This is a genomic window from Halotalea alkalilenta DSM 17697 (assembly GCF_000621205.1).
In the GTDB taxonomy this organism is placed as follows: domain Bacteria; phylum Pseudomonadota; class Gammaproteobacteria; order Pseudomonadales; family Halomonadaceae; genus Halotalea; species Halotalea alkalilenta.
In genome coordinates this window covers 158,090-182,962 of the sequence record NZ_KK211228.1, presented here as the reverse complement: position 1 = coordinate 182,962, position 24,873 = coordinate 158,090, and the positions used below count along the sequence as shown (strand labels likewise).

20 protein-coding genes are annotated in these 24,873 nt (G+C 66.1%); 8 read left to right on the top strand and 12 right to left on the bottom strand.

The window, feature by feature from the left end; all coding sequences use genetic code 11:
- Window positions 1-441: 441 nt before the first annotated feature.
- Window positions 442-873 carry an OsmC family protein gene (locus tag Q376_RS0113560; protein ID WP_043447942.1) on the top strand — a complete coding sequence of 144 codons (432 nt, stop codon included), beginning with the start codon at window positions 442-444 and terminating at the stop codon, window positions 871-873.
- A 113-nt stretch (window positions 874-986) separates the two neighbouring features.
- Window positions 987-1,562, top strand: a complete 576-nt coding sequence (locus Q376_RS0113555) for a DUF1415 domain-containing protein (protein WP_052365318.1) — start codon at window positions 987-989, stop codon at window positions 1,560-1,562.
- Between the two features lie 27 nt (window positions 1,563-1,589).
- On the opposite strand, the gene Q376_RS0113550 is transcribed toward Q376_RS0113555, so the two are convergent.
- Together Q376_RS0113550 and argE are read right to left on the bottom strand one after the other, a co-directional pair.
- Complete coding sequence (locus tag Q376_RS0113550; RefSeq protein ID WP_052365264.1) at window positions 1,590-2,450, bottom strand: aldo/keto reductase; 861 nt, start codon at window positions 2,448-2,450, stop codon at window positions 1,590-1,592.
- 68 nt (window positions 2,451-2,518) lie between these two features.
- Window positions 2,519-3,727, bottom strand: a complete 1,209-nt coding sequence (argE, locus tag Q376_RS0113545; RefSeq protein WP_052365263.1) for an acetylornithine deacetylase — start codon at window positions 3,725-3,727, stop codon at window positions 2,519-2,521.
- Between the two features lie 524 nt (window positions 3,728-4,251).
- Here argE and Q376_RS22695 point away from each other — a divergent pair.
- The 5 genes from Q376_RS22695 to Q376_RS0113520 all read left to right on the top strand — a co-directional run bounded on the left by Q376_RS22695 (window position 4,252) and on the right by Q376_RS0113520 (window position 10,127).
- Window positions 4,252-5,526: an MFS transporter gene (locus Q376_RS22695; protein ID WP_245598955.1), complete on the top strand. Its 1,275-nt coding sequence runs from the start codon at window positions 4,252-4,254 to the stop codon at window positions 5,524-5,526.
- Between the two features lie 79 nt (window positions 5,527-5,605).
- A complete protein-coding gene (locus tag Q376_RS0113535; protein ID WP_027350758.1) occupies window positions 5,606-6,910 on the top strand; it encodes an MFS transporter in 1,305 nt (434 codons plus the stop codon).
- A gap of 82 nt (window positions 6,911-6,992) precedes the next feature.
- Window positions 6,993-7,799: an SDR family NAD(P)-dependent oxidoreductase gene (locus Q376_RS22690; protein ID WP_052365261.1), complete on the top strand. Its 807-nt coding sequence runs from the start codon at window positions 6,993-6,995 to the stop codon at window positions 7,797-7,799.
- Between the two features lie 171 nt (window positions 7,800-7,970).
- Window positions 7,971-9,182 carry an alanine transaminase gene (gene alaC, locus Q376_RS0113525; protein ID WP_027350757.1) on the top strand — a complete coding sequence of 404 codons (1,212 nt, stop codon included), beginning with the start codon at window positions 7,971-7,973 and terminating at the stop codon, window positions 9,180-9,182.
- A gap of 78 nt (window positions 9,183-9,260) precedes the next feature.
- A complete protein-coding gene (locus Q376_RS0113520; RefSeq protein WP_162177909.1) occupies window positions 9,261-10,127 on the top strand; it encodes a GntR family transcriptional regulator in 867 nt (288 codons plus the stop codon).
- A 12-nt stretch (window positions 10,128-10,139) separates the two neighbouring features.
- Here the strand turns inward: Q376_RS0113520 and Q376_RS0113515 are convergent, their stop codons facing one another.
- The 10 genes from Q376_RS0113515 to fucP form a co-directional block, all read right to left on the bottom strand.
- Window positions 10,140-10,961, bottom strand: coding sequence for an ABC transporter permease (locus Q376_RS0113515; protein ID WP_027350755.1), 822 nt, complete (start codon window positions 10,959-10,961; stop codon window positions 10,140-10,142).
- A gap of 4 nt (window positions 10,962-10,965) precedes the next feature.
- Window positions 10,966-11,907, bottom strand: coding sequence for an ABC transporter permease (locus tag Q376_RS0113510; protein WP_027350754.1), 942 nt, complete (start codon window positions 11,905-11,907; stop codon window positions 10,966-10,968).
- A gap of 62 nt (window positions 11,908-11,969) precedes the next feature.
- Entirely contained in the window at window positions 11,970-13,181 is a 1,212-nt protein-coding gene (locus Q376_RS0113505; RefSeq protein ID WP_027350753.1) for a type 2 periplasmic-binding domain-containing protein, read from the bottom strand.
- Between the two features lie 26 nt (window positions 13,182-13,207).
- Window positions 13,208-14,308, bottom strand: a complete 1,101-nt coding sequence (locus tag Q376_RS22685; RefSeq protein ID WP_052365260.1) for an ABC transporter ATP-binding protein — start codon at window positions 14,306-14,308, stop codon at window positions 13,208-13,210.
- A gap of 40 nt (window positions 14,309-14,348) precedes the next feature.
- Entirely contained in the window at window positions 14,349-15,074 is a 726-nt protein-coding gene (gene pxpA, locus Q376_RS0113495; protein ID WP_027350752.1) for a 5-oxoprolinase subunit PxpA, read from the bottom strand.
- Window positions 15,075-15,108: 34 nt separating this feature from the next.
- Window positions 15,109-16,440 (bottom strand): aspartate aminotransferase family protein, encoded by a 1,332-nt coding sequence (locus Q376_RS0113490; protein ID WP_027350751.1) that lies wholly within the window; start codon window positions 16,438-16,440, stop codon window positions 15,109-15,111.
- 18 nt (window positions 16,441-16,458) lie between these two features.
- Window positions 16,459-17,523, bottom strand: coding sequence for a phosphotransferase (locus Q376_RS22680; RefSeq protein ID WP_052365258.1), 1,065 nt, complete (start codon window positions 17,521-17,523; stop codon window positions 16,459-16,461).
- Between the two features lie 43 nt (window positions 17,524-17,566).
- The gene (locus Q376_RS0113480; RefSeq protein ID WP_027350750.1) at window positions 17,567-18,553 is read right to left on the bottom strand and encodes a 5-oxoprolinase subunit C family protein; all 987 of its coding nucleotides are present in this window, start codon (window positions 18,551-18,553) and stop codon (window positions 17,567-17,569) included.
- Entirely contained in the window at window positions 18,550-19,431 is an 882-nt protein-coding gene (locus Q376_RS22675) for a 5-oxoprolinase subunit B family protein (protein ID WP_052365257.1), read from the bottom strand. Before Q376_RS22675 ends, Q376_RS0113480 begins: the two co-directional genes overlap by 4 nt.
- A 380-nt stretch (window positions 19,432-19,811) precedes the next feature.
- Window positions 19,812-21,113, bottom strand: a complete 1,302-nt coding sequence (fucP, locus tag Q376_RS0113470; RefSeq protein WP_052365256.1) for an L-fucose:H+ symporter permease — start codon at window positions 21,111-21,113, stop codon at window positions 19,812-19,814.
- Between the two features lie 325 nt (window positions 21,114-21,438).
- Between fucP and recC the strand changes: the two genes are divergently transcribed.
- Window positions 21,439-24,873: an exodeoxyribonuclease V subunit gamma gene (recC, locus tag Q376_RS0113465; protein WP_027350748.1), complete on the top strand. Its 3,435-nt coding sequence runs from the start codon at window positions 21,439-21,441 to the stop codon at window positions 24,871-24,873.

Sequence of the window (24,873 nt, the reverse complement as noted above, 5' to 3'; positions counted from 1 at the left end):
CGAGGATTTAACGCAGGATTCCCACAGCAAACAACATCGACCTTGGCCTAAGAATTACATTCAAGCCTCATTCATGCCGAATGAGGCCGGGTCTGGAAGCAGCGCCAGCCCCAGTCGGCACGACGATGCCGGCTCGTGCCACGGTGATGGCGATCTGGCTGGCGCAGCGATGAGTTGGCAGTATCGGTCTTCACTGTAATGTACGATCGGGCTTTGCTTTTGTGGGGTGGTTGCAGGCTGTCTTTTCCCCGAGCCTCTACTACCCTGAGGGAAGCCGGTCACCTTTGGTGACTCCTGAGCAAGCCGGTCCGGTCTCGTGCGAAAGCGGTGGCGATTCGATATGTCCGAGCGCGCAGATCCGGGCGGCTTCCAGACGAACCACTGCAGAAGAATTAGCCAGGCGAACCATCCAGACGAACCGTCATCGATCAAGGAGACGACATGAGTATCAAGAAGAAGGGATCCGCGCACTGGTCCGGCTCGATCAAGGAAGGCAAGGGCACGGTCTCCACCGAAAGCGGTGCGCTCAAGCAGAATCCGTACGGTTTCAATACCCGCTTCGAGGGTCAGCCCGGCACCAACCCGGAGGAGCTCTTGGGCGCGGCGCACGCGGCCTGCTTCTCGATGGCGCTGTCGCTGATGCTCGGCAATGAAGGTCTTACCGCCACCAGCATCGATACCACCGCTACCGTATCGCTGGACAAGGATGGTGAAGGTTTCTCGATCACCGCAGTGCACCTTGCCACCAGCGTCGAGATACCCGGTGCCGAGCAGGCCCAGTTCGACAAGATCGTCAACCAAGCGAAGGAGGGATGCCCGGTGTCCAAGCTGTTCGATGCCGAGATCACGCTCGACGCCAAGCTTGTGAGCTGAAGTCGTCTACCCGGATGGCGGCAGCGCCATCCGGGCCTTCGTCGATGGCGCGACCGCTCGCGCGCGCAGGTGCGTGCGATTAGACTGCGGGCCCCGATCCCGCTGAGATGCCGATGACTTCTTCCTCTTCGTCCCTCGATCCTGCAGTTTCCCCTCATGAGCAGCCGCTGCGGCAGACGCGTGATTGGATCTCGCGGATAGTCGTCGGCCTCGATCTCTGTCCCTTCGCCCGTCGCGAACTCGACGCCGGGAGGGTGCGCTATCGCGCGGTCGACGGTGGCGACTTCGCTCTCGCGCTGGCTGCGCTCGACGAAGAGGTCCGCCTGCTCGACGAGGACGAAACGGTCAGCACGACGGTGATCGTGCTGGTCGACCGCACGCTCGACTTCGACACTTATCTGGATTGGCTCGAGCTCGCCGAGCGCTGGCTGGCGATGGCGGGCTATGAAGGGATCTACCAGATCGCCAGCTTCCATCCCGACTACCGCTTCGAAGGGAGTCCCGCGAGCGATCCCGCCCATCTGACCAACCGAGCCCCGTGGCCGCTCTTCCATCTGCTTCGAGAGCAGCAACTCGAGCAGGCGCTGGCGCACTTCCCGCATCCCGAGCGCATTCCGCAGCGCAACGTGGCCCTGCTTCGCGAGCTGGGCGAGCAGGGCGTGGCACGGCTGCTTGGCGAGCGCGGCTGAACCGGAGACCGCACCGAGAGCGGTGGGTCAAACGATGTCGAGCGGCTCCTTGCGCTGTGGCGGGGTGAAGGCGCGGTCGAGTCGCGCAAGTTCTGCCTCGCTCAATTCGATCTCGAGGGACTGGGCATTCTCCGCCAGATGCGAAGGCTGCACCGCCTTGGGGATCGCCAGGATGTCGCGCAGACCGTCGCGGGGGCGAATCGTCCAGGCCAGCAGCAGCTGCGTGGGAGAGATTCCCCGCGCCCCGGCGATGGCTTTGACCTCCGGGTGCTCACGCAGCGCTCGACTGGAGACGCCGCCCTGGGCCACCGGGCAGTAGGCCATCGTCGGCATCTTCAATTCGCGCATGCGCGGCAGCAGGGCGTATTCGATTCCGCGCGAGCCGAGATGATAGAGCACCTGGTTGGTGGCGCAGCGCTCGCCGCCTGGCAGCGCCGCCAGCTCATCGATGTCGTCGACGTCGAAGTTGGATACTCCGTAGCGCAGTATCTTGCCGTCTTCCACCAGTCGCTCGAACCCCTCGAGGGTCTCCTCGAGCGACGTACCGCCACGCCAGTGCAGCAGGTAGAGATCGAGTCGGTCGGTACCCAGCCGCGCCAGGCTGCGCTCGCAGGCGCGTACCACCGCATCGCGCCCGGCGTGGGAAGGCAGCGCCTTGGAGACCAGGTAGGCCTCGTCCCTGCGCCCGGCAAGCGCTCGGCCGACGATCTCTTCGGCACGGCCATCGGCGTACATCTCGGCGGTGTCGATCAGCTTCAAACCCAGGTCGAGCCCGCGCCGCAGCGCCTCGACCTCCTCTTCCTGGGAGTAGAGGCCCTCTCCCATGTGCCAGGTACCCTGGCCGATGGCGGGCAGGCGGACGCCGGCGAAATCGAGCGTGGCTGTCATGTGCATGGCTCCTTGGCGGTAAAAAAGGTCTTAGTCTAGTACGTCGGCGCAGCGCCGGGACTTGGCGCTCAACGGCACAGCGCCTCGCCAAGTCGCCGCATCAGCGCATCGCAGGCGGCGAGCTGCTCCACTGCGATGAACTCATCGGGCTGGTGGGCCTGGGCGATGTCGCCCGGACCGCAGACGATCGCGCTGAACCCCGCCTGCTGGAACTGTCCCGCTTCCGTGGCGAAGGCCACCGCCCCTTGCGGGGTTTCGTCGCCGAGCAGGGGTGCGAGAAAGGCCAGCGCTGGGTTATCGGCTTCGGCGCGCAGCCCGGGCACCGTAGCGACCACGGTTTCGGTGTCGATCGAGACCGTCGCGGCGCGCTCGCGCAGCTCGAACTCGAGCGAGCGGGCGAAACGGTCGAAGCGCTCGTATATGCTCTTGAACGCCTGCTCGGGGAGGTGGCGAATCTCCCAATCGAACACGCATTCTCGCGCCATGATGTTGATCGCGGTGCCGCCTTCCACCTTGCCGACGTGGAGTGTCGAGTAGGGGACGTTGTAGGCCTCGTCGCAGGCGCGTTCCTCGCCCAGCTCGTACATGATCGTCTCGATTCGCGAGATCAGCCGGGCCGCCACATGGACCGCCGAGACGCCGGATGGAATCTGGCTGGAGTGCGCTTCGAGCCCGGTCACCCTGGTGCGCAGCACGGTGATGCCCTTCTGGCGGGTGACCGGGCGCATCATCGTCGGCTCGCCGATGATCGCCAAGTGCGGGGGATGGGGCTTTGCCGCCAGACGCTCGATCATCCGCGGTGCGCCGAGGCAGCCGATCTCCTCGTCATAGGAGAGGGCGAGATAGATCGGGTGTTTCAGCTCGAGCCCTCGCCAGTACTCGAGCTGCCCCAGGCAGCAGGCGATGAAGCCTTTCATGTCGCAGCTGCCGCGGCCGTACAGCCGGCCATCGCGCTCGGTCAGCTCGAACGGATCGCTCGACCAGGGCTGTCCGTCCACCGGGACCACGTCGGTATGTCCCGATAGCACCACCCCGCCTGGCAGGTTTGGGCCGACGCGCACCAGCAGATTGCTCTTGGTTCCCTCGTCATTTTCGATCCGCTCGAAGCAAAGCGGCTGGCCCGGGCTGGCCGCGAGGGCGCCCAGCGCCGTCTCGATCTCCTCGATCAGCGCCAGATTGCCATGTCGCGATACGCTGTCGAAACCCACCAGCCGGGCCAGCCAGTCACGGCTCTCCCGCGGCGGTGGGCAAGCCTCGTGATCAGGATTGTCGTCCATTGCTCAGTGTTCCCTTGCCAAGCAGGAGTGCGCCTAGTCGTCGCGCCGGTGTCTTGACTAGAACAGGAACATCGTCGCAAGGCCAGCCTCGATGAACTGTGCTTACCGCCCGGTGATGGTGGCGCATCGAGATTCGCCGCGTGCCGGCGATTACCGATCCGGGCACGATCGGACACGTGCCCTGGGAACTTTTCCGCTCACTCGGCTGACGCGAGGCCATCGCCCTGGTAGAGTAGATCGGCTAAGCGTTTCATTCGTCTCGTTGCGAGCCGAGTGGAAGGCCGGACGCTGGATCTTCCCACCCGATGTGATCGCGCCCGAAAACGATGAGACCGACGTGCGGCGAGGTGATCCCTCGCCTTCGATGTGGCGCTCTATATTCGGCGCCGCGCCGGCCGCCTACGATCAAGACTTAAACGAGCCCACGGCCTTTGCGGCCGGTACGCGCTCTCTTCGAACCCATTGTATCGACACCCATGACTACCAGAACCCACGATGATGCCATTGAGTCGGGCGAGCGGCGCTTGAACCGTCAAGACGCCAAGACTCTGGCGCTTTCCGCCCTCGGCGGCGCTCTCGAATTCTACGATTTCGTCATCTTCGTCTTCTTCGCCACGGTGGTAGGGGCGCTTTTCTTCCCCGCCGACATGCCTGACTGGCTGCGCCTGGTGCAGACCTTCGGGATCTTCGCCGCCGGCTATCTGGCCCGTCCGCTCGGTGGCATCGTGATGGCCCACTTCGGTGACCTGCTCGGTCGCAAGCGGATGTTCATGTTCAGCATCCTGCTGATGTCGGTACCGACCCTGATCATGGGCCTTTTGCCGACCTATGCCTCGATCGGTATCGCCGCCCCCTTGCTGCTGCTGCTGATGCGCGTCTGCCAGGGCGCGGCGATCGGTGGCGAGGCGCCGGGGGCGTGGGTGTTCGTCACCGAGCACGTGCCGAGCCGGCACATCGGCTTGGCCTGCGGCACCCTGTCGATGGGGCTGGTGCTCGGCATCCTGATCGGCTCGGTGGTCGCATCGCTGCTCAGCGCGACGTTCAGCGATCAGCAGATCCATGATTGGGCTTGGCGGTTGCCGTTCATCTTCGGTGGCCTGCTCGGCCTTGTGACGCTCTACCTGCGTCGCTACCTGCACGAAACCCCGGTGTTCGCCGAGATGCAGGCGCGCAAGGCGCTGGCGGCCGAGCTGCCGGTGAAGAAGGTGGTCACCGAGCATCGCGGTGCGGTGGTGCTGTCGATGCTGGTCACCTGGGTGCTCACTGGCGCGATCGTGGTCACTGCATTGATGATGCCGACGCTGCTGCAGTCGCCATCGATCGGCATCGACCGCGCTACCGCGCTCAACGCCAATACCATTGCGCTGGTCTTCACCCTGATCGGCTGCGTGGTCAGCGGCCGGATGGGCGATCGCTTCGGCGACGGCCCGGTCTTCTCGCTGTTCAGCTTCGGTCTCGGCGTCAGCTTCATCTTCTTCTTCGTCTCGGTGCACTACACTACCGCGTACCTGGTGCCGCTCTATGCGCTGTCGGGTTTCTTCGTCGGTATCGTCGGCTTGGTGCCGGCGATAGCGGTGAAGTCGTTTCCCGCCGAGGTACGTTTTTCAGGGCTTTCGTTCTCCTACAACGTGGCCTATGCGATCTTCGGCGGCGCGACACCGCTGGTGCTGTCGCTCGCGCTGGCACGCTGGAGCTACGCACCGGCCTACTACGTTGCGATGCTCGGTGTGCTGGGAATGTTGATCGGTATCTACCTGATCTACTCGGGTGCATCCCGCGCCAGCGTCGAGTCGCGCTGAGCGGTTCCAGTCCCCGGCGGCGCCCGCGCGCCGCCGGACCCGGCGCCCAGGCGTCGTTCGCCGTGCGAAACCCTTGCAGATGTACGACACCCTCGCTTGTGCCCGCCGGCTCGATCGCCGAGATGCCAAGACGCTCGCTCTCTCCGCCCTCGGTGGTGCGCTCGAATTCTACGATTTCGTCATCTTCGTATTCTTCGCCGCGACCATCGGCATGCTGTTCTTCCCCCCCGACATGCCGGAGTGGCTGCGCCTGGTGCAGACCTTCGGGATCTTCGCTGCCGGCTACCTGATCCGCCCGCTCGGCGGTGTCGTGATGGCTCATTTCGGCGATCTGCTCGGTCGCAAACGGATGTTCATGTTCAGCATCCTGCTGATGTCGTTGCCTACCCTGGCGATGGGGCTGCTGCCGACCTATGCCACGCTCGGTGTGCTGGCGCCGCTGCTGCTGCTGGCGATGCGATTGCTGCAGGGAGCGGCGATCGGCGGTGAGGCGCCGGGCGCCTGGGTATTCGTCACCGAGCACGTCCCGACACGCCACGTGGGTTTCGCCTGCGGCACGCTCTCCGCCGGTCTTGCCCTGGGGATCCTGTTGGGCTCGCTGGTGGCCACGGTAGTGCATCGGCAGTTCAGTCAGGAGCAGCTCGAGAGCTGGGCCTGGAGACTGCCGTTCATCCTCGGCGGCCTGCTTGGGCTGGTGACGCTCTACCTGCGCCGCTACCTGCACGAGACGCCAGTGTTCAGCGAAATGCGCACGCGCCAGCAGCTCTCGCGTGAGATGCCGCTGAAGCGGGTAGTGCGCGAACATCGGGCCGGCGTGCTGCTGGCGATGCTGGTGACCTGGATCCTCACGGCGGCGATCGTAGTCACCACCCTGATGATGCCGACCCTGCTGCAAGGGCCGGGCATCGGTCTCGATCGGACCGCAGCGCTCTCGGCCAACAGCCTGGCGATCCTCGCGGTGGTGGTCGGCTGCGTGGTCTGCGGGCGGCTGGCCGACCGCTTCGGCGACGGGCCGGTGTTCATGGTGTTCAGCTTCGGCCTGGGCGTGAGCTTCACGGTGTTCTACGTCACCATGCACCACACCACCGACTACCTGGTGCCGCTCTATCTGCTGACCGGATTCTTCGTCGGCATCACCGGCCTGATCCCGGCGATCGCGGTGAAAGCGTTTCCGGCCGAGGTGCGCTTCTCGGGGCTGTCGTTCTCCTACAACGTCGCCTATGCGATCTTCGGCGGGCTGACCCCGCTGGTACTCTCGCTTGCGATCGTGCATTTCGACTACGCGCCGGTCTACTACATCGTGCTCTTGAGCCTGCTCGGCATGGCGATCGGCGCTTATCTCACCCGCCGCGGCCTGGCCGCTGGCCGGGTCCGGCTGAACTAAGGCATCTTCTTCGTGGCCTGCTAGGCTTTGTCTTGGTGGGGCGGCATCGTTCCTCCCCGGCACGCACCCAGCAGGAGGCGATATGGAAATTTCCCTCAAAGGCAAGAATGCGCTGGTCACCGGCGGCAACCGCGGGATCGGCGCCGAGGTGGTCGCGCAGCTCGCCGCCGCCGGCGCCAACGTAGCGCTCCATTCACGCAGGCCGCGCGACGAGGCGACCCGCACCGCCGAGGAGCTCAGCGACAAGCATGGGGTCAAGGTGGTGGTGGTCACCGGTGACTTCACTGATGCCGCAAGCGTCGCAGGGCTCTTCGAGCAGTTCGATGAGAATTTCGACCAGATCGACATCCTGATCAACAATGCGGGCTACGAGGACAAGTACGCGCTCGAGGAGCTGCCGCCGGAGAAGTGGGACGCGCTGATCCAGGTCAATCTCACCGCGCCCTTCCTCTGTGCCCAGCAGGCGGCGCGGCGAATGAAGAACAGCGGCGGTGGGGTGGTGATCAACATGCAGTCGATCCACGACGAGGTGACGCGCAAGGGCGTCGGCCACTACAGCATCGCCAAGGCGGGGCTCAAGATGCTCAGCCGCGCCGCCGGGGTCGAGTGGGGCGAGTACGGAATCCGGGTGGTCGGGCTCTCGCCGGGCGCGATCGAGACCGACATCAACCGTGGCGACATCGACGAGATGGGGCGCGACAGGTTCGAGCGCTGGATACCCGCCGGGCACGTCGGCGAGACGTCGGACATCGGCCAGACCGTGGTGTTCCTCTGCTCGCCGCAGGCGCGCTACATCACCGCGACCACGCTCTACATCGACGGCGGCTACATGCACAACGTCATCCGCTATGACGAGCGCCCCGGCAAGCAGGGTGTCGATGGTGAGTGAGGCGGTGGAAAGCGCTGGATTTCGCCGTCGGGATTAGGGAAAGTAAGCCATGGCACGCCTTGCTCATCCCCTGTCCCGCACGGTTGGGGGAGCGGGGCGCGTCCCAGGCCGCGATAAGCGGCCGGCGTCGCTCGGACGGTTCCGGGCGCCTACGTCACTGCCGAGGGTCCCATGACCAGCGTTACCCCACGTCGTTTCACCCGCATCGATCGTCTGCCCCCCTACGTTTTCAACATCACCGCGGAGCTCAAGATGGCCGCTCGCCGACGGGGCGAGGACATCATCGACTTCTCGATGGGCAATCCGGACGGCCCCACGCCCGCGCACATCGTCGACAAGCTGGTCGAGGTGGCGCGCCGCGACGATACCCACGGCTACTCGACCTCGAAGGGCATCCCGCGGCTGCGCCGTGCGATCTCCCGCTGGTATCGGGATCGCTACGCGGTGGAGATCGATCCCGAGAGCGAGGCGATCGTCACCATCGGCTCCAAGGAAGGGCTCGCCCACCTGATGCTCGCCACGCTCGATGCCGGCGACACCGTGCTGGTGCCCAACCCCAGCTATCCGATCCACATCTACGGTGCGGTGATCGCCGGCGCCCAGGTGCGTTCGGTGCCGCTGGTGCCGGGCATGGACTTCTTCGCCGAGCTCGAGCGAGCGATCCGCGAGACCATTCCCAGCCCGAAGATGATGATTCTCGGCTTTCCCTCCAACCCCACCGCCCAGTGCGTCGAGCTCGACTTCTTCGAGCGCGTGGTGGCGCTGGCCAAGCAGTACGGTGTGCTGGTGGTCCACGACCTCGCCTATGCCGACATCGTCTACGACGGCTGGCAGGCGCCATCGATCATGCAGGTGGAGGGCGCGAAGGAGATCGCGGTCGAGTTCTTCACTCTGTCGAAGAGCTACAACATGGCCGGCTGGCGGATCGGCTTCATGGTCGGCAACCCCGAGCTGGTCCAGGCATTGGCGCGGCTCAAGAGCTATCACGACTATGGCACCTTCACGCCGCTCCAGGTCGCCGCGATCGCAGCGCTCGAGGGCGACCAGGGCTGCGTCGGCGAGATCACCCGCGAGTACCAGGCGCGCCGCGACGTGCTGGTCAAGGGGCTGCACGAGGCCGGTTGGATGGTCGAGAAGCCGCGCGCGTCGATGTACGTCTGGGCCAAAATTCCCGAACCCTACGCCGAGCTAGGCTCGCTCGAGTTTGCCAAGAAGCTGCTCGCCGATGCCAAGGTTTGCGTTTCTCCCGGGGTCGGCTTCGGCGAGTACGGTGACGACCATGTGCGCTTCGCGCTGATCGAGAATCGCGACCGCACGCGCCAAGCGGTACGCGGGATCAAGGCGATGTTCCGCGCAGATGGGCTGCTGTCCGCCCAGGGGTGAGACTGATCCAGCCAGCGACGACCCGCTTGGCGCGTAATGCCGTTCATTCGAGCATGCGTGGCCAAGCGGGAGTCGCTGATGAATCCGACGCCAGACCCCGTCAGCGGATTTTTCCGCCATCCACCAGCCATCGCTCGATCTCCTCGTCCACAGCTGCTTACCGCCCCGCGTCGCTCGCCCGGTCGTGTCTCGAGCGGTGGCGGCTCGAGCCCGTGGCCATGGCGGAAAGATCAGGTGTTACACTCGGTTTTTGCAGCCGTTCCACGGCCGGGCACTTGGAAAAACATCAGGGTTTTCGTAATGCAAAAGATCGAGCACCGGACATTGACCGAGCTCGCCTACGATGAAATCACCCAGGGCATGGTGTCAGGACGCTTTCTGCCCGGTCAGGTGCTGATCATCCGGGCGCTCGCCGATAGCTACGGTATCTCCGCAACGCCCATCCGCGAGGCCCTGCAGCGTCTGGTCGCCGAGCACCGGCTGGACGTGCTGCCGAATCGCTCGATCGCGGTGCCGAAGATTTCCAAGGAGAAGTATCTCGAACTGCTGCGCATTCGCTGTGCGCTGGAAGGGCTCGCTGCGGAACTGGCCACGCCGAACATAGACGCCGCGTCCCTGGAAGAGCTTGGGAGAATGCTCGATGAGCTGGAAGCGTCAGTGCGTGAAAATAGCTCGGAAGGCTATGTGACGCTGAATCAGAAGTTCCATTTCCATATCTATGAAAAAGCCAACTCCCCGCATTTGCTGAAAATGATCCAGGACCTATGGAGCCGGGTCGGTCCGTTGTTCAACGAGCTGTTCGCCGACCCCGATTTCGTCAACCACGCCAATGACGAACATCGACGGATCTACGCCGCCCTCGAGAAAGGCGACCCTGCCGAGGTCTACGACTGTCTGGTGCGGGACATTCACGTGTCGGCCAGTTCGCTGCACGCCCGGGGCTGAGCCGGGCGCGTCTCACTGGCGCTCCAGGCGCACGAACAGAATCCAGAACAGGCCGAGGAACAGCGGCAGGGTCACCAGCAGCACCAGGGTCGTCAGCGCGAAGATGATCGGCACCTGCGACTGCTGGGACGACGCCATGATCCAGTTCCACACCGGCATGGTCTCGGTGGTCCCGCGCAGGAACAGGGTGCGCAGCATTTCGTTGAACGACAGCAGGAAGCCGAACAGCGCGGCGCCGACGATGCCGGGGCGCAGCAGCGGCAACTCGATGTCGCGGAATATCTGCCATTTCGACGCGCCGAGATCCGCCCCGGCCTCGATCAGCCGGTGGTCGAAGCGGGTGGTCAGCACCATGATGATCAGCAGGGCGAAGGGGAAGGCCCAGATGAAATGGCCCACCGCGATCGACCAGAAGCCCAGCTTGAGCCCCAGTACGGTGCGGGTGAGGATGAACAGCGCCGCGCCCATCGACATGCCGGGAATGAATAGCGGCAGCACCAGCAGCAGCATCAGGCGTCCCGGTCGCCGCGTCAGCGGCAGTGCGCGGCCCACGTAGGTGGCGCAGACTGCGCAGAGCACGCCGATCAAAAGCGCCATCGCCAGGCTGGCGCCGAACGGGCCGATCCAGCGGGTGTCCTGCCACAGCGCGGTGTAGTGCGCCAGCGACAGCGGCAAGGGAATGCCCGACAGCGGGCGTTCGCTGATCGACATCAGCGCCAGCCACAGCAGCGGGAAGTAGATCAGCAGCAGCATCAGGGCGCCGATGCCCTTGCCCAGCAGGGGCCAGCCTTTCCAGTAGCTCCAGCGCTGATGTACCCGGGGATGTTGGTTCACTGTTTCAGCTCCTCAGCACGCGAAACGATGAAGACAGATCGCCGAAGCGTCGACCGATGAGCACGAATGCCAGCACCAGCACGCCGAGGATCATTACGATCAGCGTGGTCAGGGCCGCCAGTACCGGGTAGCGCAGGGCTGAATAGGCGCTTTCGATCGAGTTGCTCAGCAGGTTGACGAAGCCGCCGCCGAGCATGCTCGGCTCCACCCAGGCGGCCATCGCCGAGCCGAGGGTGAACAGGATGCCGGCGATCACCCCGGGCAGCGACAGCGGGATGACGACCCTGGTCAGGGTCTGCCAGGGGGAGGCGCCGAGGTCGTTGCTGGCATCGATCAAGGTGTCGTCGACCAGCGAGATGGCGATGTATACCGGCAGCATCATGGTCGGGAACAGGGCGATGATCATGCCGAAATGGACCGCCCATTCGCTGTACAGAATGCCGGCCGACCCCGGCTCGACCAGGCCGATGCCGGTGAGCAGCGGGATCAGCGGCCCGTTCTCGCCCAGAATCGCCCGCCAGATGATCGTGCGTGAAGAGAGGTCGAGGAAGAACGGCACCGTCATCAGCGCCAGGGTCATCGCCTTGACCGTGCGCGAAGCGCGGCCCTTGGCCAGCCACAGGCTGAAGGCGAAGGCCAGTACCAGCTCCACCGCGGTCACCGTGAAGGCGATGCGCAGGGTGCGCAGGATCACCTCGAAGCGGCCCGAGTCGAAGATCGAGGCCCAGGTGTTGAGGCTCGGTGTGTACACGGTGAAGAACGACTTGGTTTCGAAGAAGCTGTAGACCACCACCCCAAGCAGCGGTACCACCACGGCGATGAACCAGGCGACGAGAAACAGCGCCAGTGGCCAGTCGATGCGGCCCAGCAGGGTTCGCCAGGGCGTCTTGGCCGCCAGGGACGGTGGCGCCACCTGAGCCTGTGTATCAGGGATCGATGTACTCATGTGGCGTCTCCTCTTGTGTCGACCGGCGCCCGCCGGATGCATTCGGCGGGCGGGCCATGGGCTCAGGCGTTCAGGAAACGCTGCCACTGCTCCTCCATCGAATCGGCGTTCGACGGAGTGGTGGTGCTGACCAATGGTTTGGAGAACTTGCGGGCGATCTTCCGCTCGGTCTCCTCGAGGGTGGCGATGTCTTCGGCGCTCCAGCCGTTTTCCCGCGCATAGGCCACCGCCAGGTCCATGTTCGGCCCGGCATAGCCGCGATCGCGGGCCTGCAGGGCGCGGTACTCGCCGCCGAGGTAGTAGTTGAGCACCTTGTAGATCGCATCCAGGTTGTCCCTATCGCCGGCCTGCACCGGCAGGTAGGCGCCGTGGCCCCACTTGTAGTAGCCCTCTTGGGTGTAGGCGTAGCGGGTCGCGTCCTTGCCGAGCTTGAGGTTGACCTCGCGCACGGCCGGCTCCCAGCAGTTGATCACGTCCACTTCGCGGTTGCTCAGCAGCTGGATCTGCTCCTCGAACGAGGAATGCAGGGTGCGGAACTGCCCGGCGCGCTTGCGCTCGATCAGGAAGTCGACGACCTGGCGGGTCTCTTCCGGCTGGAGGTCGGCGCAGTTGCTGAACGGCTTGCCGGTCTTGCTCTGCAGATACAGCGCCGCCATCGGCAGCGAGTAGCCCCAGGTCCTGTCGAAGGAGACCCGGCCGCGAGTGCGCGGGTCGTCGAACACCAGCGACCAGGACAGTTCTTCTTCGCTGTTCGGGTCCAGGCCGAGCTTCTCCGGGAAGTAGCCGAAGCTGTCGGCGTTGCCGATCACCGGCACGCCCCATTGGTTGCCTTCGGCGTCCTGGACCACGCGGCTGTGCTTCCACTCGTCTGGGGTGCGCTCCCATAGGGTCAGCGCCGGGTGCTGGGTATCGATCGGCAGGTAGATACCGCGCGGGCCGAGGATGTCCTGGGTGCCGGCTTCGAAGACGAAGATGTCGGTCTGGTCACCTAGCCCCGAGGCGACCACGTCGCGCAGGAAGACCCCGACGTCGTTGCCGGTGCCGGTGAACTCCATCTGCACCCCGATGGACTGGGTCATCACCGACCAGTCCTTGAGCTGCGAGGTGGTCACGCCATAGCCACGCACGGTGGCCGGGCCGGCCGCCCAGAGCCGGCTGGCGGGGAGGTCCAGGGCCAGAGGCAGCGCCAGGGCGCCGGCGCCCAGTGCCGCCGAGCGCAGGAAGTCGCGTCGCGACCGTTGTAGTTGTAGTTGTGAAACGCTCTTCTCTTTCATGGCACGCTCCTGGATGTCAGGGTTGGTCAGGCAGGGAATGCGATCGAATCCTCTACTTCCCAGATCACCGTGTCGGCACTGGGCACGTCGACGTTCTTTCCTTCCCAGTTGCGCAGCTTGAGCCGGCCCGCGGGGGTGTCGGCCCAACGTTCGGTGTACTTGCCGCGGTAGGCCGCCGGTGACGGCTCGCAGGGCAGGGCATTGACGCCGGCTGGCGCGTTGGTGCCCGCGGCGCTGATCAGGCGCAGGTGTTCGGCGCGCACGGCTATGCCCGCGTCCACGCCGGCCTGTAGCGGTTGATCCCCGCCTACCCGGCTGCGGATGCGTGTGCCGTTGGCCAGCTCGATCAGCGCGGTGCCGTCGCGGGTGTCCAGCACGCGACCGCCGAGCAGGTTCTCGAAACCCATGAATTCGGCGGCGAACAGGCTGCTGGGGCTGTCGAACAGGGCCACCGGCGGGCCGATCTGCTCGACCCGGCCGCGGCGCATCAGCACCACCCGGTCGCTCATGGTCAGGGCCTCTTCCTTGCTGTGGGTGATGAAGATGAAGGTCATCCCCAGCGAGCGCTGGATCTCCACCAGCTCCGACTGCATGTCGATGCGCAGCTTTTCGTCGAGCGCGGCCAGCGGCTCGTCGAGCAGCAGCAGCGCCGGACGGATGACGAACGCCCGGGCCAGGGCCACGCGCTGCTTCTCACCGCCGGAGAGCTGGCCGATGCTGCGCTGCGCCTTGGCCTCCAGGCGCACCACCGCCAGTGCCTCCCGAGCCTGGCGCAGGGCTTCGGCTCGCGCCACGCCGCGCACTTTCAGGCCATAGGCCACGTTCTCCTCGACACTCATGTGCGGGAACAACGCGTAGCTCTGGAATACCGTGGTGCAGTTGCGCTGGGCCGGCGGCTTGCCGATCACGCTTTGGCCGCCGATCGCCAGCCGGGTGATCGACTGGGCCTGCTCCAGCCCGGAAATCAGCCGCAGCAAGGTGGTCTTGCCGGAGCCGCTTTCGCCCAGGATCGAGACGAACTCGCCCGGCTCTACCCGCAGTGAGACGTGGTCCAGGGCGAGCACGGAGCCGTAGCTGTGCACGGCGTCTTGGATCTCGAGAATCGGCGCTTGGGCGGCGGTGTTCATGACGCATACCTCGGCAGTACAGGGCCCGGCAGGGGGGCGATCACAGCCAGTCGGCCAGCGCGGCGTGCACTGCGCGGGCGAGCTGGATGGCGTTGGGAGTGTCGGAATGCACGCAGATCGATTCGGCGGTGACCTTCACGTCGCGACCGTTGACCGAGCGAGTCACGCCCTCGGTCACCGCTCGCCTGACCTTCTCCACCATCGCCTCCTCGGCGACGCTTTCATGCTGCCGGGTAATGATCTGGCGGCCGTCGTCGTCGTACTCCAGGTCGGAATAGAACTCGCACTGGAAGGGGACGCCGCGACGGATGAAGACTTCCGACATTACGCAATCGGCATAGCCGATCACCGGCACGCCCAGCGCCAGCGCCGCATCGGCGATGCCTTCGGCGACATGGGCCTGGCGCTGGGCCATGCCGAACAGGGCGCCGTGCGGCTTGATGTGCGACAGCGCCAGGCCCTCGGCATCCAGGTAGGCTTTCAGCGCGCCGCTTTGGTACAGCACCAGGGCGGCGATTTCCTCGCGTGTCATGCTCATCTCGCGGCGGCCGAAGCCTTCTCGATCTGGCAGGCCCGGGTGCGAGCCGACGGCGATGCCGTGGCGCTTGGCCGCCTTGACCGTGCGCCACATGGTGACCGGGTCGGAGGCGTGAAAACCGCAGGCGACGTTGGCGTGGGTGATGAACGGCATGCAGGCTTCGTCGTCGCCCAGGCGGTAGATGCTGAACGCTTCACCCATGTCGCAGTTGATCGTGACCTTGGCCATGTTGTCCTCGCTGTGCCTTTTGGAGCGGTTGCCGTCAGGCGCCTTGCTGGGCGGCGAGCACCGCGCGCAGCTGGGCGATGAAGAAATCCGCGTTGTCCCGGGTGAACACCAGGGGCGGGCGGATTTTCAGCACGTTGGCCCGCGGTCCGGTGGCGCTGATCAGCACCTGCCGTTCGCGCAGCCCATCGACCAGCTTCCCAGTGAGCGGTGCATCGGGGCGCTTGGACTGGCGGTCGCCGACGATCTCCACGCCGAAGAACAGACCCGCGTGGCGCACATCGCCGATCGCCCGGTACTCGCTCATCAGTTCGCGCAACCCTTCGGCCAGGTAGGCGCCGACCTTCTGTGCGTTGTCCATCAGCGCCTCGTCCTGGATCACCTCGAGCACCGCCATCGCCGCGGTGGTGGCCACGGTGTTGCCGCCGAAGGTGTTGAAGTAGCGAGCGCTGCTGCCGAACTCCGCGATGATCTCCGGCTTGACCACGACGCCGGCGACCGGGTAGCCGTTGCCCATTGGTTTGCCCAGGGTGACGATGTCCGGCACCAGGCCGTGGCGCTGGAAGCCCCACAGGTGGCTGCCGGTGCGGCCGAAGCCGGATTGCACCTCGTCGGCGATGTACAGCGCGCCCGCTGCGCGTACCGCCTCGACCGCGCCGGCGAGGAAGCCGGCCGGTTCGGTGAATACGCCGTCGCTCGAGAACACCCCGTCGCAGATGAACGCAGCCGGCTTGATCCCATGGCGCTTGAGGTCGGCCAGGGCGGCTTCGACATCGCGCCGCAGCCGGTCGGCGACCTCGCCGTCAGGGCTGCGGTACAGGTCGGGGGCCGGCACGGTGCGCACGTGGACGCCGAGATCGACGTTCGGCCCCAGCGAAGGCGAGATCTCGGCGATCGCCTGGGTGATGCCGTGGTAGGCGCACTCGGTGACGATGATGCCCTGGCCGCCGGTGTAGGCCTTGGCCGCGCGCAGGGCCAGGTCGTTGGCCTCGCTGCCGGTGCAGGTGAACATCAAGTGGCCGAGCGCATCGGGAAAGGTCGCCTGCAGGCGCTCGGCGTAGCCGAGGATGGTGTCGTGCAGGTAGCGGGTGTTGGTCGCCAGCACCTGCACCTGGTCGGCGATCGCGCGGGCCACGCGCGGGTGGCAGTGGCCGACCGAGGCGACGTTGTTGTAGACGTCCATGTAGGCCTTGCCATTCTGGTCGTAAAGCCACACGCCGTCGCCGCGCACGATGTGCACCGGGTGCTGGTACATCAGCCGATAGGCCGGGCCGAGCAGGCGCCTGCGCCGCTCGATCATCGCCTGCTCTTCGGCCGGGAGCTCCACCGTGCCCGGGCGGTAGGCATTGGGCATCGCATCGTCTTGCATCTCAGGTCAGCTCCTATCTCAAGTTCTTTCGCCGAGCGCGCAGGCCAGGTAGGCGTGGGCCGCCTGGGGGCTGATTTCGCCGAGCCGCTCCAGGGCGCGCCATGCCGGTGGGTTGTTGCGCAGGATGTAGGTGTCGTTTTCCGGATGACGCTGGGCGCGCCAGCTGGTGATGATCACTGTCGTGGCCAGGCGTGCCTTGATCAGGTCGAACAGTGCCTCGAGTTCCTCGGGCCGCAGTGGCAGAACCCGGTGGTAGGCGCGGACGAACTGGCCCACTGCTTCGAGCGGGTGGCCGTCGTCCTCGTCGATCTGGTAGGAGCAGGCCACTGCCAGTTCGTGGATCAACGGGGTATGCACCGCGTCGCCGAAGTCGAGAATCCCGGTCACCCGCTGCTGATCGCGGGGATCGACCAGCAGGTTGTGCGGGTTCAGGTCGTTGTGGATCAGCTGCGCGCGCATCTTCGCCACCTGCGGCGCGACCGTCGATTGGTGGCGCTCGAGCAGCGCCTGTAGCAGGTCGCGGCGTGCAGGATCGGCGATCGCTTCGATCAGCGGACGCAGCCGGTCTACGTGCTTGATGTCCCAAAGCAGTTCGTGGCCGGCGGCGGCCGGATGCTCGAAGTCGGCCAGGGCCAGGTCGAGACGGGCCAGCAGGGCCGCGATGGCGGCGCGCTGGACGGCACTGCGCTCGGCGCGCCACAGCGGCATGCCGTCGAGCCAGGTGAAAAGCCGAGTGATGGTGGGCTCGCCGTCCTCGATCGCCAGGCATGGCTCATGCTCGCCGTTGCATGCGGCGATCAAACGCTGGATCGGCAGGCTAGGGTCGCGCTCGGCGATGTGCAGCATGGCGGCGGTGGTCAGGTTGGTGACCAGCGGCGTTTCGCTCTGGTTGGCGAACTTGAGGATGTAGCCGTGCCCGTCGCTCGTGCGGGCGTGGTAGTTGGTGTCGCGTTCGCCGCCCAGCGCCTCGACGCTGACGTTCAGGCCATAGTGGCGCTCGACCAGCGCTACCGCCTCCGCCGGTCGCACCCGGGGCGGGGCGTTGCACAGCAGCGCATTGGCCAGCGAACCGTGATCGATCATCGACGACTCCAGGGCAGAAGAGAGGTGGCGCGAGGGCGGTATTTCATTGCGGGGTCAGCGCCTCTTGGGTCACGGCGCTGTCCAGGTCGCGCCTTCGTTGTTGGGCCTCGTCCAGCGACACTTGGTGAAAGCGCAGGATTTCGTGGGGGCGTACCTGGCCGAGCTTCCAGAATTCGGCGCTGGGTACGGTGAAGGGATTGATGAATCCGCCGGTGCTCGGCGCATCGTTGATCAGGATGATGGGGGTCTGGCCGGCCAGGTTGATCGCCCCCAGCGGGTAGCCGTGGTCGAGGATGTTGGAGGGATCCTGGCCGTGCTCGGGACGCTTGTCGGTGGCCCGGGGGGCGAAGCTGAAGGCCGGGCCGCTCAGGCGCATGCCGGTGCGGTTGCTCTGGGCTTGCACCTTCCAGTCGCTATTGACGAAGTCGGCGAGCGACGCATCGCTCAACCAGTCGTCGTTCGGCCCCCGCACGCAGGCTATGCTGCGGCTCTCAGCGCTGCCCAGCGGCGGACGATGGGCCTCGCCGACGTGATGAAAGCCGCGCTGGTCGCTGCCCGGCACGCCCAAGGGCAGCGTCTGCCCGGGCTGCAGCGCCCGTCCGCCGATCCCGGCCATGTGGAACACCGCGCGTGAACCGAGCACCGGGGTGGTGGCAATGCCCCCGGAGAAGGCGATGTAGCTGCGCATGCCGACACGCGAGCCGCGCAGGGCCAGGGTCTGGCCAGCGCGGGCGATCATCGTCGTCCACATCGGAATCGGCTGCCCGTCGAGGGTCGGCGACATCTCGGCCCCGGTGATCGCGATCAATGCGCTGCAGTGCAGTCGCAGGGTCGGCCCCATCACCTGGCACTCCAGCGCGGCGGTGTCGCGCGGGTTGCCGACCAGCAGGTTGGCGAGGCGAAACGACCAGAAGTCCACCGGACCGGAGGGCGGAATGCCCTGCTCCCAGTAGCCGAGGCGGCCGGGCAGCTCCTGTACCGTGGTCTCCAGGCCCGGTTTGACCACCTCGAACTGCAACGGCGGATTCATGTCCGCCCTCCGGCTGGCTGTCCAGCCCCGGCTCTGCTGCGCTCCTCGCGGTAGCGGCCCACCGAGAAGGTCTGGTGCTCGACGCAGTGGTGCTCGTAGCGCCCGGCCTCGACCTCGCTTTCGAGAAACTCGAACTCGGCCTGGTCGATGGGAATGAACCTCACCCGGTCTCCGGGGCGGAACAGCACGATGTCGTCGCGGAAGGCGGGCAGGCGCTGTTCACGGTCGAAGATCGGCACCGGGGTCCGGCCCAGCAGCTGGTAGCCGCCGGGCGTGCGGTCGGGGTAGATGCAGGTCAGTGCGCCGCCCAGGCCGATCGCGCCCCGGGGTGTCCAGGTACGCGGCGGGTTGTACTTGGGCGCGACGATGCGGGCACGGTCGTCCAGCGGCATCAGCGAGCAGAGGCCGGGCCAGAAGCCGAGGGCGGCGACCCAGTAGTCGGTACCGGCGTGCAGTCGGCGCAGCGCGTCGCGCCCGGGCAGTCCGTTGGCCTGGCAGACCAGCTGCGCATCCGGCTGCTTGTCGGGCTGGCGGCTGCGGTAGTCCTCGATGCAGGCCTCGGTCCAGGGATCGAAGTACATGACCGGGATGTAGAACATGCGGCTGGGCAGTTCGGCGGTATCGATCCGGCTGGCCCCGTCGTGCAGGGCACCGACCTCACGAACCACGTCGGCATAGCTGATCGCTTCCGGATCGTAGGAGATCTGCATCGACGCCAGCTCCGGAATCAGCTCGATGATGCCGGGAATGGCCGCCTGGCGGATGGCGGCCACCAGGTTGTGCACCAGAATGTTGAGCTCGAAGCTCATCCCATCGCCCAGTTCGACCTCGATGTAGCGATCGCCCCCTACGTAGAACCTGGGGTGTTGATGAATCATCGGTGTGCCTCGCATTGCCCCATTTCGGGACCGCTCGAAAGCGGTGATATATGATATATCAAGAGAGCAAATTGCATGCCAAAGTGCGATGCGTCAGCGTGGCATTCGGCATGCATGGGAAGAGCCTCGTTCAATCAAGGCCTTGGGTGGGATCTAACGATGAGCGAACGCGACGATGTCGAGTGCGTGGAAGTCCTGCAGTCGTGCTGGATGATCCGTGAAGGAGCACGATGCGCTGAAATGGCGCCCTGAAATGGGGCTAGAAATGTCCTGGCCGAATGAAGCGGAGGATTACGGCGCAAAGGCCGTGGTTCGAGACGCTCGTTCGCTGGGGATCGTATCGATCCCCAGCGTTGCCAGCCGACGCAGGCAGTACCCGGTCAGTGCCCCAGGTTCGCCTGCCCCCCTACGTCGGCGGTGGTTTCGCGGACGCGATGGCCGGAGAAGCCGTACCAGGCGATGTAGAGGTAGCAGAGCACCGGCAGCAGGAAGGCGACCTGCAGGCTGAAGTTGTCCGCCAGCGCTCCCTGCAGCACCGGCAGGATGGCGCCGCCGACGATCGCCATGATCAAAAGGCTCGACGCCTTGCCGGTCAGCGGCCCCATGCGATTGATGCCGAGGGTGAAGAGGGTGGGGAACATGATCGAGTTGAACAGTCCCACCGCAATGATGCTCCACATCGAGACCTGGCCGCTGGCGATGATCGAGATCAGTACCAGTGAGCCCGCGACCAGTGCGAACAGCCCGAGCAGCAGGTAGTCGCGCACCACCCGCATCAGCGCCGCGCCGACGAAGCGACCGACCATCGCGCCGCCCCAGTAGAGGCTCAGGTAATGGGCGGCCTGGCTCTCGGTGATCCCACCGATCTCGGGGAGCGAGATGTAGTTGATCATGAAGCTGCCGATCGAGACCTCAGCGCCGACATAGAGGAACAGGCCGATGATCGCGAACACGACATGGCGGTGGCGCAGTACCGCGGCGAAGCTATGTTCGCCCTGGCCCGTTTCGCCAGCCTGCTCCTTGAAGCTCGGCAGCCGCCACAGATAGATCATCACCGCGAGCAGTGCCAGTACCACCGCCAGGCCCACGTAGGGAATCTGCACCGCCTGGGCTTCCTGCAGCCGATAGGCGCCCAGCGCCTCGGCGCTGAGCTGCGCCTGCTGCTCCGGGGCGAGCACGCTGTTGGAGAGGATCAATAGCCCGCCGAAGGCCGGGGCGATGGTGGTGCCGAGGGAGTTGAACGCCTGGGCCAGGTTGAGCCGGCTGGAGGCCGTTTGCTCATCGCCGAGCAGGCTGATGTAGGGGTTCGCCGCGACCTGCAGCATGGTGATGCCGCTGGCCAGCACGAACAGCGCGCTCAAGAACAGCCCATAGGACTCGAACGCGGCGGCGGGATAGAACATCAGCGCGCCGATGCCCGCGACCAGCAGGCCCGCACTGATGCTGTTCTTGTAGCCGATCAGGCTGAGTACCTTGCCCGCCGGCATCGACATGATGAAGTAGGCGCCGAAGAAGGTGAACTGGATCAGCATCACCTGGGTGTAGTTGAGCGAGAACACCGCGCGCAGATGGGGAATCAGGATGTCGTTGAGACAGGTGATGAATCCCCAGATGAAGAAGATCGAAGTGACGACGATGATCGCACTGGTATAGCGCGAAGGGCCGCGTTGCTCTATAGCCATGGATGACGCTCCGGAGTGGGCCGCCCGGTGAGGCGACGGGATCGATTCAGTTGGTTGTATTTTAGTTTAAGTTCTTTGTCCTCCTCGGAGGGTGCGTCCAAACGTCGTATAGACACCGTTGGGATCTGGTCGAGCCGAATGACGCGCCATCGCGGGTGGGCGACAAGGCGCTGCTCGATCGTCCCCGGCCGCTGATCCTGGGTCGGATTTATTCCATGGCGGTCCGCTCGGCATGTGCAGCGGCCTCCGGTAGACTGGTCAATGCCGCTAGCGCTTGTCGCCGCGCTCGGCGCCCCACCAGTTCACCACTCCCGCCAAGGCGCCCATGTTCACCGTCGTCCACGCCAATCACATCGAGGACCTGCGCGATCTTGCCCTGGCGATGATCGAGCGCGAGCCGCTGGCGCCGCTCGAGTCCGAAACCTTCCTGGTCCAGTCCAACGGCATGGGGCAGTGGCTGCAGATGTCGATCGCCAGCCGCCAGGGAGTGGCCGCCTCGATCGAGTTCCCGCTGCCGGCGAGCTTCGTCTGGCGCGCCTACCGGGTGTTGCTCGGCCAAGGCATTCCGCAGCAGTCGCCGTTCGACCGTCCCGCGCTGGTATGGCGATTGATGGCGCTGCTGCCCGGGTGCCTGGGGGATCCCGACTTCGCGCCCTTGGCCGACTACCTCGAACGCGAGCGGGACGACAGCGGCCTGCCGGCTGCGCGCCACTGTCACCAGCTGGCCGAGCGATTGAGCGCCCTGTTCGACCAGTATCTGGTCTATCGCCCCGACTGGATCGAGGCCTGGAGCGAGGGTCGTGACGCCGGGGATCTCGTGCTTCCTCCCGAGCAGCGCTGGCAGCCGAAGCTCTGGCGTGCACTGCTCGATTCGGCCTCGCCCGAGCAGCGCGGGCTGCATCGCGCCGCGCTGCACCGGCGCTTCATCGAGCGGCTGGCGGCGCTCGACGCGCTGCCGCCGGGGCTGCCGCCGAGGCTCTTCGTCTTCGGGATCTCGGCGCTGCCGCACTCGATCGTCGAGGCGCTGCACGCGCTGAGTGCGCACATCGATGTGACGCTGCTGGTGACCAACCCTTGTCGCTACTACTGGGGCGACGTGGTCAGCGAGCGCGAGGCGCTCAGACGCGATGAGTGGGCCCGGCGGCGGCACCCCGAGCGCCCGGGGCTCGCCGAGCTCGACCCCGCACGGATGCACTTGAGCGCCAATCCGCTGCTGGCCGGCTGGGGTGCCCAGGGCCGTGACTTCATCCAGGCGCTCTACGCCTTCGAGGAGAGCCACGGCTTCAGTGCTGAGGCCGATGTGTTCCGCGACCGCGCCGCGGGCGACGATGCAAGCCTGCTCGAGCAGCTCCAGCAAGAGGTGCTCGAGCTGGTCCATCCCTTCGAGCGCGCGGAGCAGGAGGGCGGCAAACGGATGATCGAGGCCGAGGACGATTCCGTGCGCCTGGTCGCCGCCCATTCGCCGCTGCGCGAGATAGAAATCCTCTTCGATCAGCTGCTCGATGGCTTCGAGCGTGATCCGACCCTCGCGCCTCGCGACATCGTCGTGCTGGTGCCCGAGATCGATCGCTATGCGCCGTTCATCGAGGCGGTGTTCGGCCGCCTCGGCGTCGACGATCCGCGGCGGATCCCATTCTCCATCGCGGATCGCCGGGCCAGCCGGGCGAGCCCGCTGCTCGGCTGTGCGACGGCGCTGCTCGAGCTGCCGCATCGTCGGCTCTCGGTCAATGAGCTGCTCGACTGGCTCGATATTCCTGCCTTCCGGCGTCGCTTCGGGATCCTCGATGGCCAGCTCGAGCTAATCGCTCGATGGCTCGAGCAGAGCGGGGTGCGCTGGGGACTGTCCAGCGCCCATCGCCAGCAGCTGGGGCTGCCGGCGCTCGACGCCAACAGTTGGCGCTTCGGCCTGTCGCGGATGCTGCTCGGCTACGCGATGGGCGACACGCCGCCCGGGCAGGAGACCGGGCTCGCCGAAGTCGATCCGTTCGATGAGGTGCAGGGGCTCGATGCGGCCCTGGTCGGGCGCCTCGCGACCCTGGTCGAGGCGCTCGAGGAGGCGGCCGGGACGCTGGCCGAGCCGACCGACCGCGAAGGCTGGGTGGCGCGGATCGAAGCGCTGATGCTGCGCTTCTTCGAGCCGCGTGAAGAGTACGAATACGACACCCTCGGGCGCCTCTCCAGCGCCTTGGATGGCTGGGGCGAGGCGTGCCGGCTGGCCGACTACCGCGACCAGATACCGCTCGAGGTGGTGCGCGAGGCGCTGGTGGCCCGGCTCGACGAAGGCGGCCTGGCACCGCGCTTTCTCGCCGGACGGGTCAACTTCGCCACGCTGATGCCGATGCGTGCGATCCCGTTTCGCCACGTCTATCTGCTCGGCATGAACGACGGCGACTATCCGCGTCCCCAGCTGACCCAGGATTTCGACCTGATGGCGGCGAGACCGCGCGGCGGAGATCGCTCCCGGCGTGACGACGATCGCTACCTGATGCTCGAGGCGCTGCTCGCCACCCGCGAGCGGTTGACCCTCTCCTGGGTCGGTTTCGACCAGCGCAGCAACCAGCCGCGTCCGCCCTCCGTGCTGGTCAGTGAGCTGCTCGACGTGATCACTCAGGGCTGGCGGGTGGATGACGACGGCGATGACGATGCCCGCGCCCGTGCGTCGATCGAGCGACGCTTGATCCAGTACCACCCGTTGCAGCCGTTCTCGCCGCGCTACTTCTCCGCTCGGGCAGGGACCCGCTCGCCGCTTTTCAGCTACGACGACCACTGGTTGAAGCTTCACCAGCCCGTTGCCGAGCGGGCCGCGCTCCCCGCGCTTGCCGCCCCCCCCGAGCGGATCGGGCTCGATGCGCTGGCGCGACTGTGGCGCGACCCGCCGGCGGTGTGCCTGGGCGAGCGCCTCGGGGTGCGCTTCGCCGAGCCCGAGGCGCTGGCCGAGGATGCCGAGCCGTTCGCCCTCGACGGGCGCGATCGCTACCAGCTCAAGCGCGAGCTGCTCGGCGCGGCGCTCGAGGGACGCTCGCTCGCGCAGGCGGCGCTGCGGCTCGAGCGGGCCGGGCGGCTGCCGGCGCTCGGCTTCGGTGCTGCGCTGCTCGACGATATGCTGCCCGCGCTCGAACGCCAGCTCGAGCGCTGGAGCGAGGAGACCGCCGCTCTGCGCCGGGTCGCGGCGCAAAGTCTTCAGCTCGAGCACTGCGGGCTGCTGCTCGAATCGCGCCTCGATGGATTGCACCAAGGCCCGCTGGGACTTTGCTGCTGGCGGCTCGAGCCGACCGCCTTCGGTGAACTCAAGCGTGACCCGCAGGGTCGGCTCAAACGGTTGGGCAAGCCGCACCGGCTGATCGAGCTCCACCTGTTCCAGCTCGCCGCCAGCGTCGCCTATGGCGAGCCGGTGAGCGCCCATGCGCTGTTCGAGGATCGTTGCCTGCACCTGCCCGCGCTGGCGCCCTCAGCCAGTGAGGCGAGGCTGCGCACGCTGCTCGAGTGCTGGAGTGAAGCCTGGCGGGCGCCCTTCGCTGCGCTGCGCGAGCTTTCGCTCGACTACCTGATCGATCTGAACGAAGACGCCGACATCGCACGTGACAATGCGCGCGCGCGCTACGAGCAGGGTGATTGGCGGCGGCCGGCGCTGCGTCGCGCGCGGCCGGCGTTGGCCGAGCTGTGGCCGGATTTCGCCGCGCTGGAGCGCGCCGGGTTCGCCCGCTTCAGCGAGTTGCTCTACCGGCCGCTGCTCGAGATGCTAGAGTCAATCGATACCTGA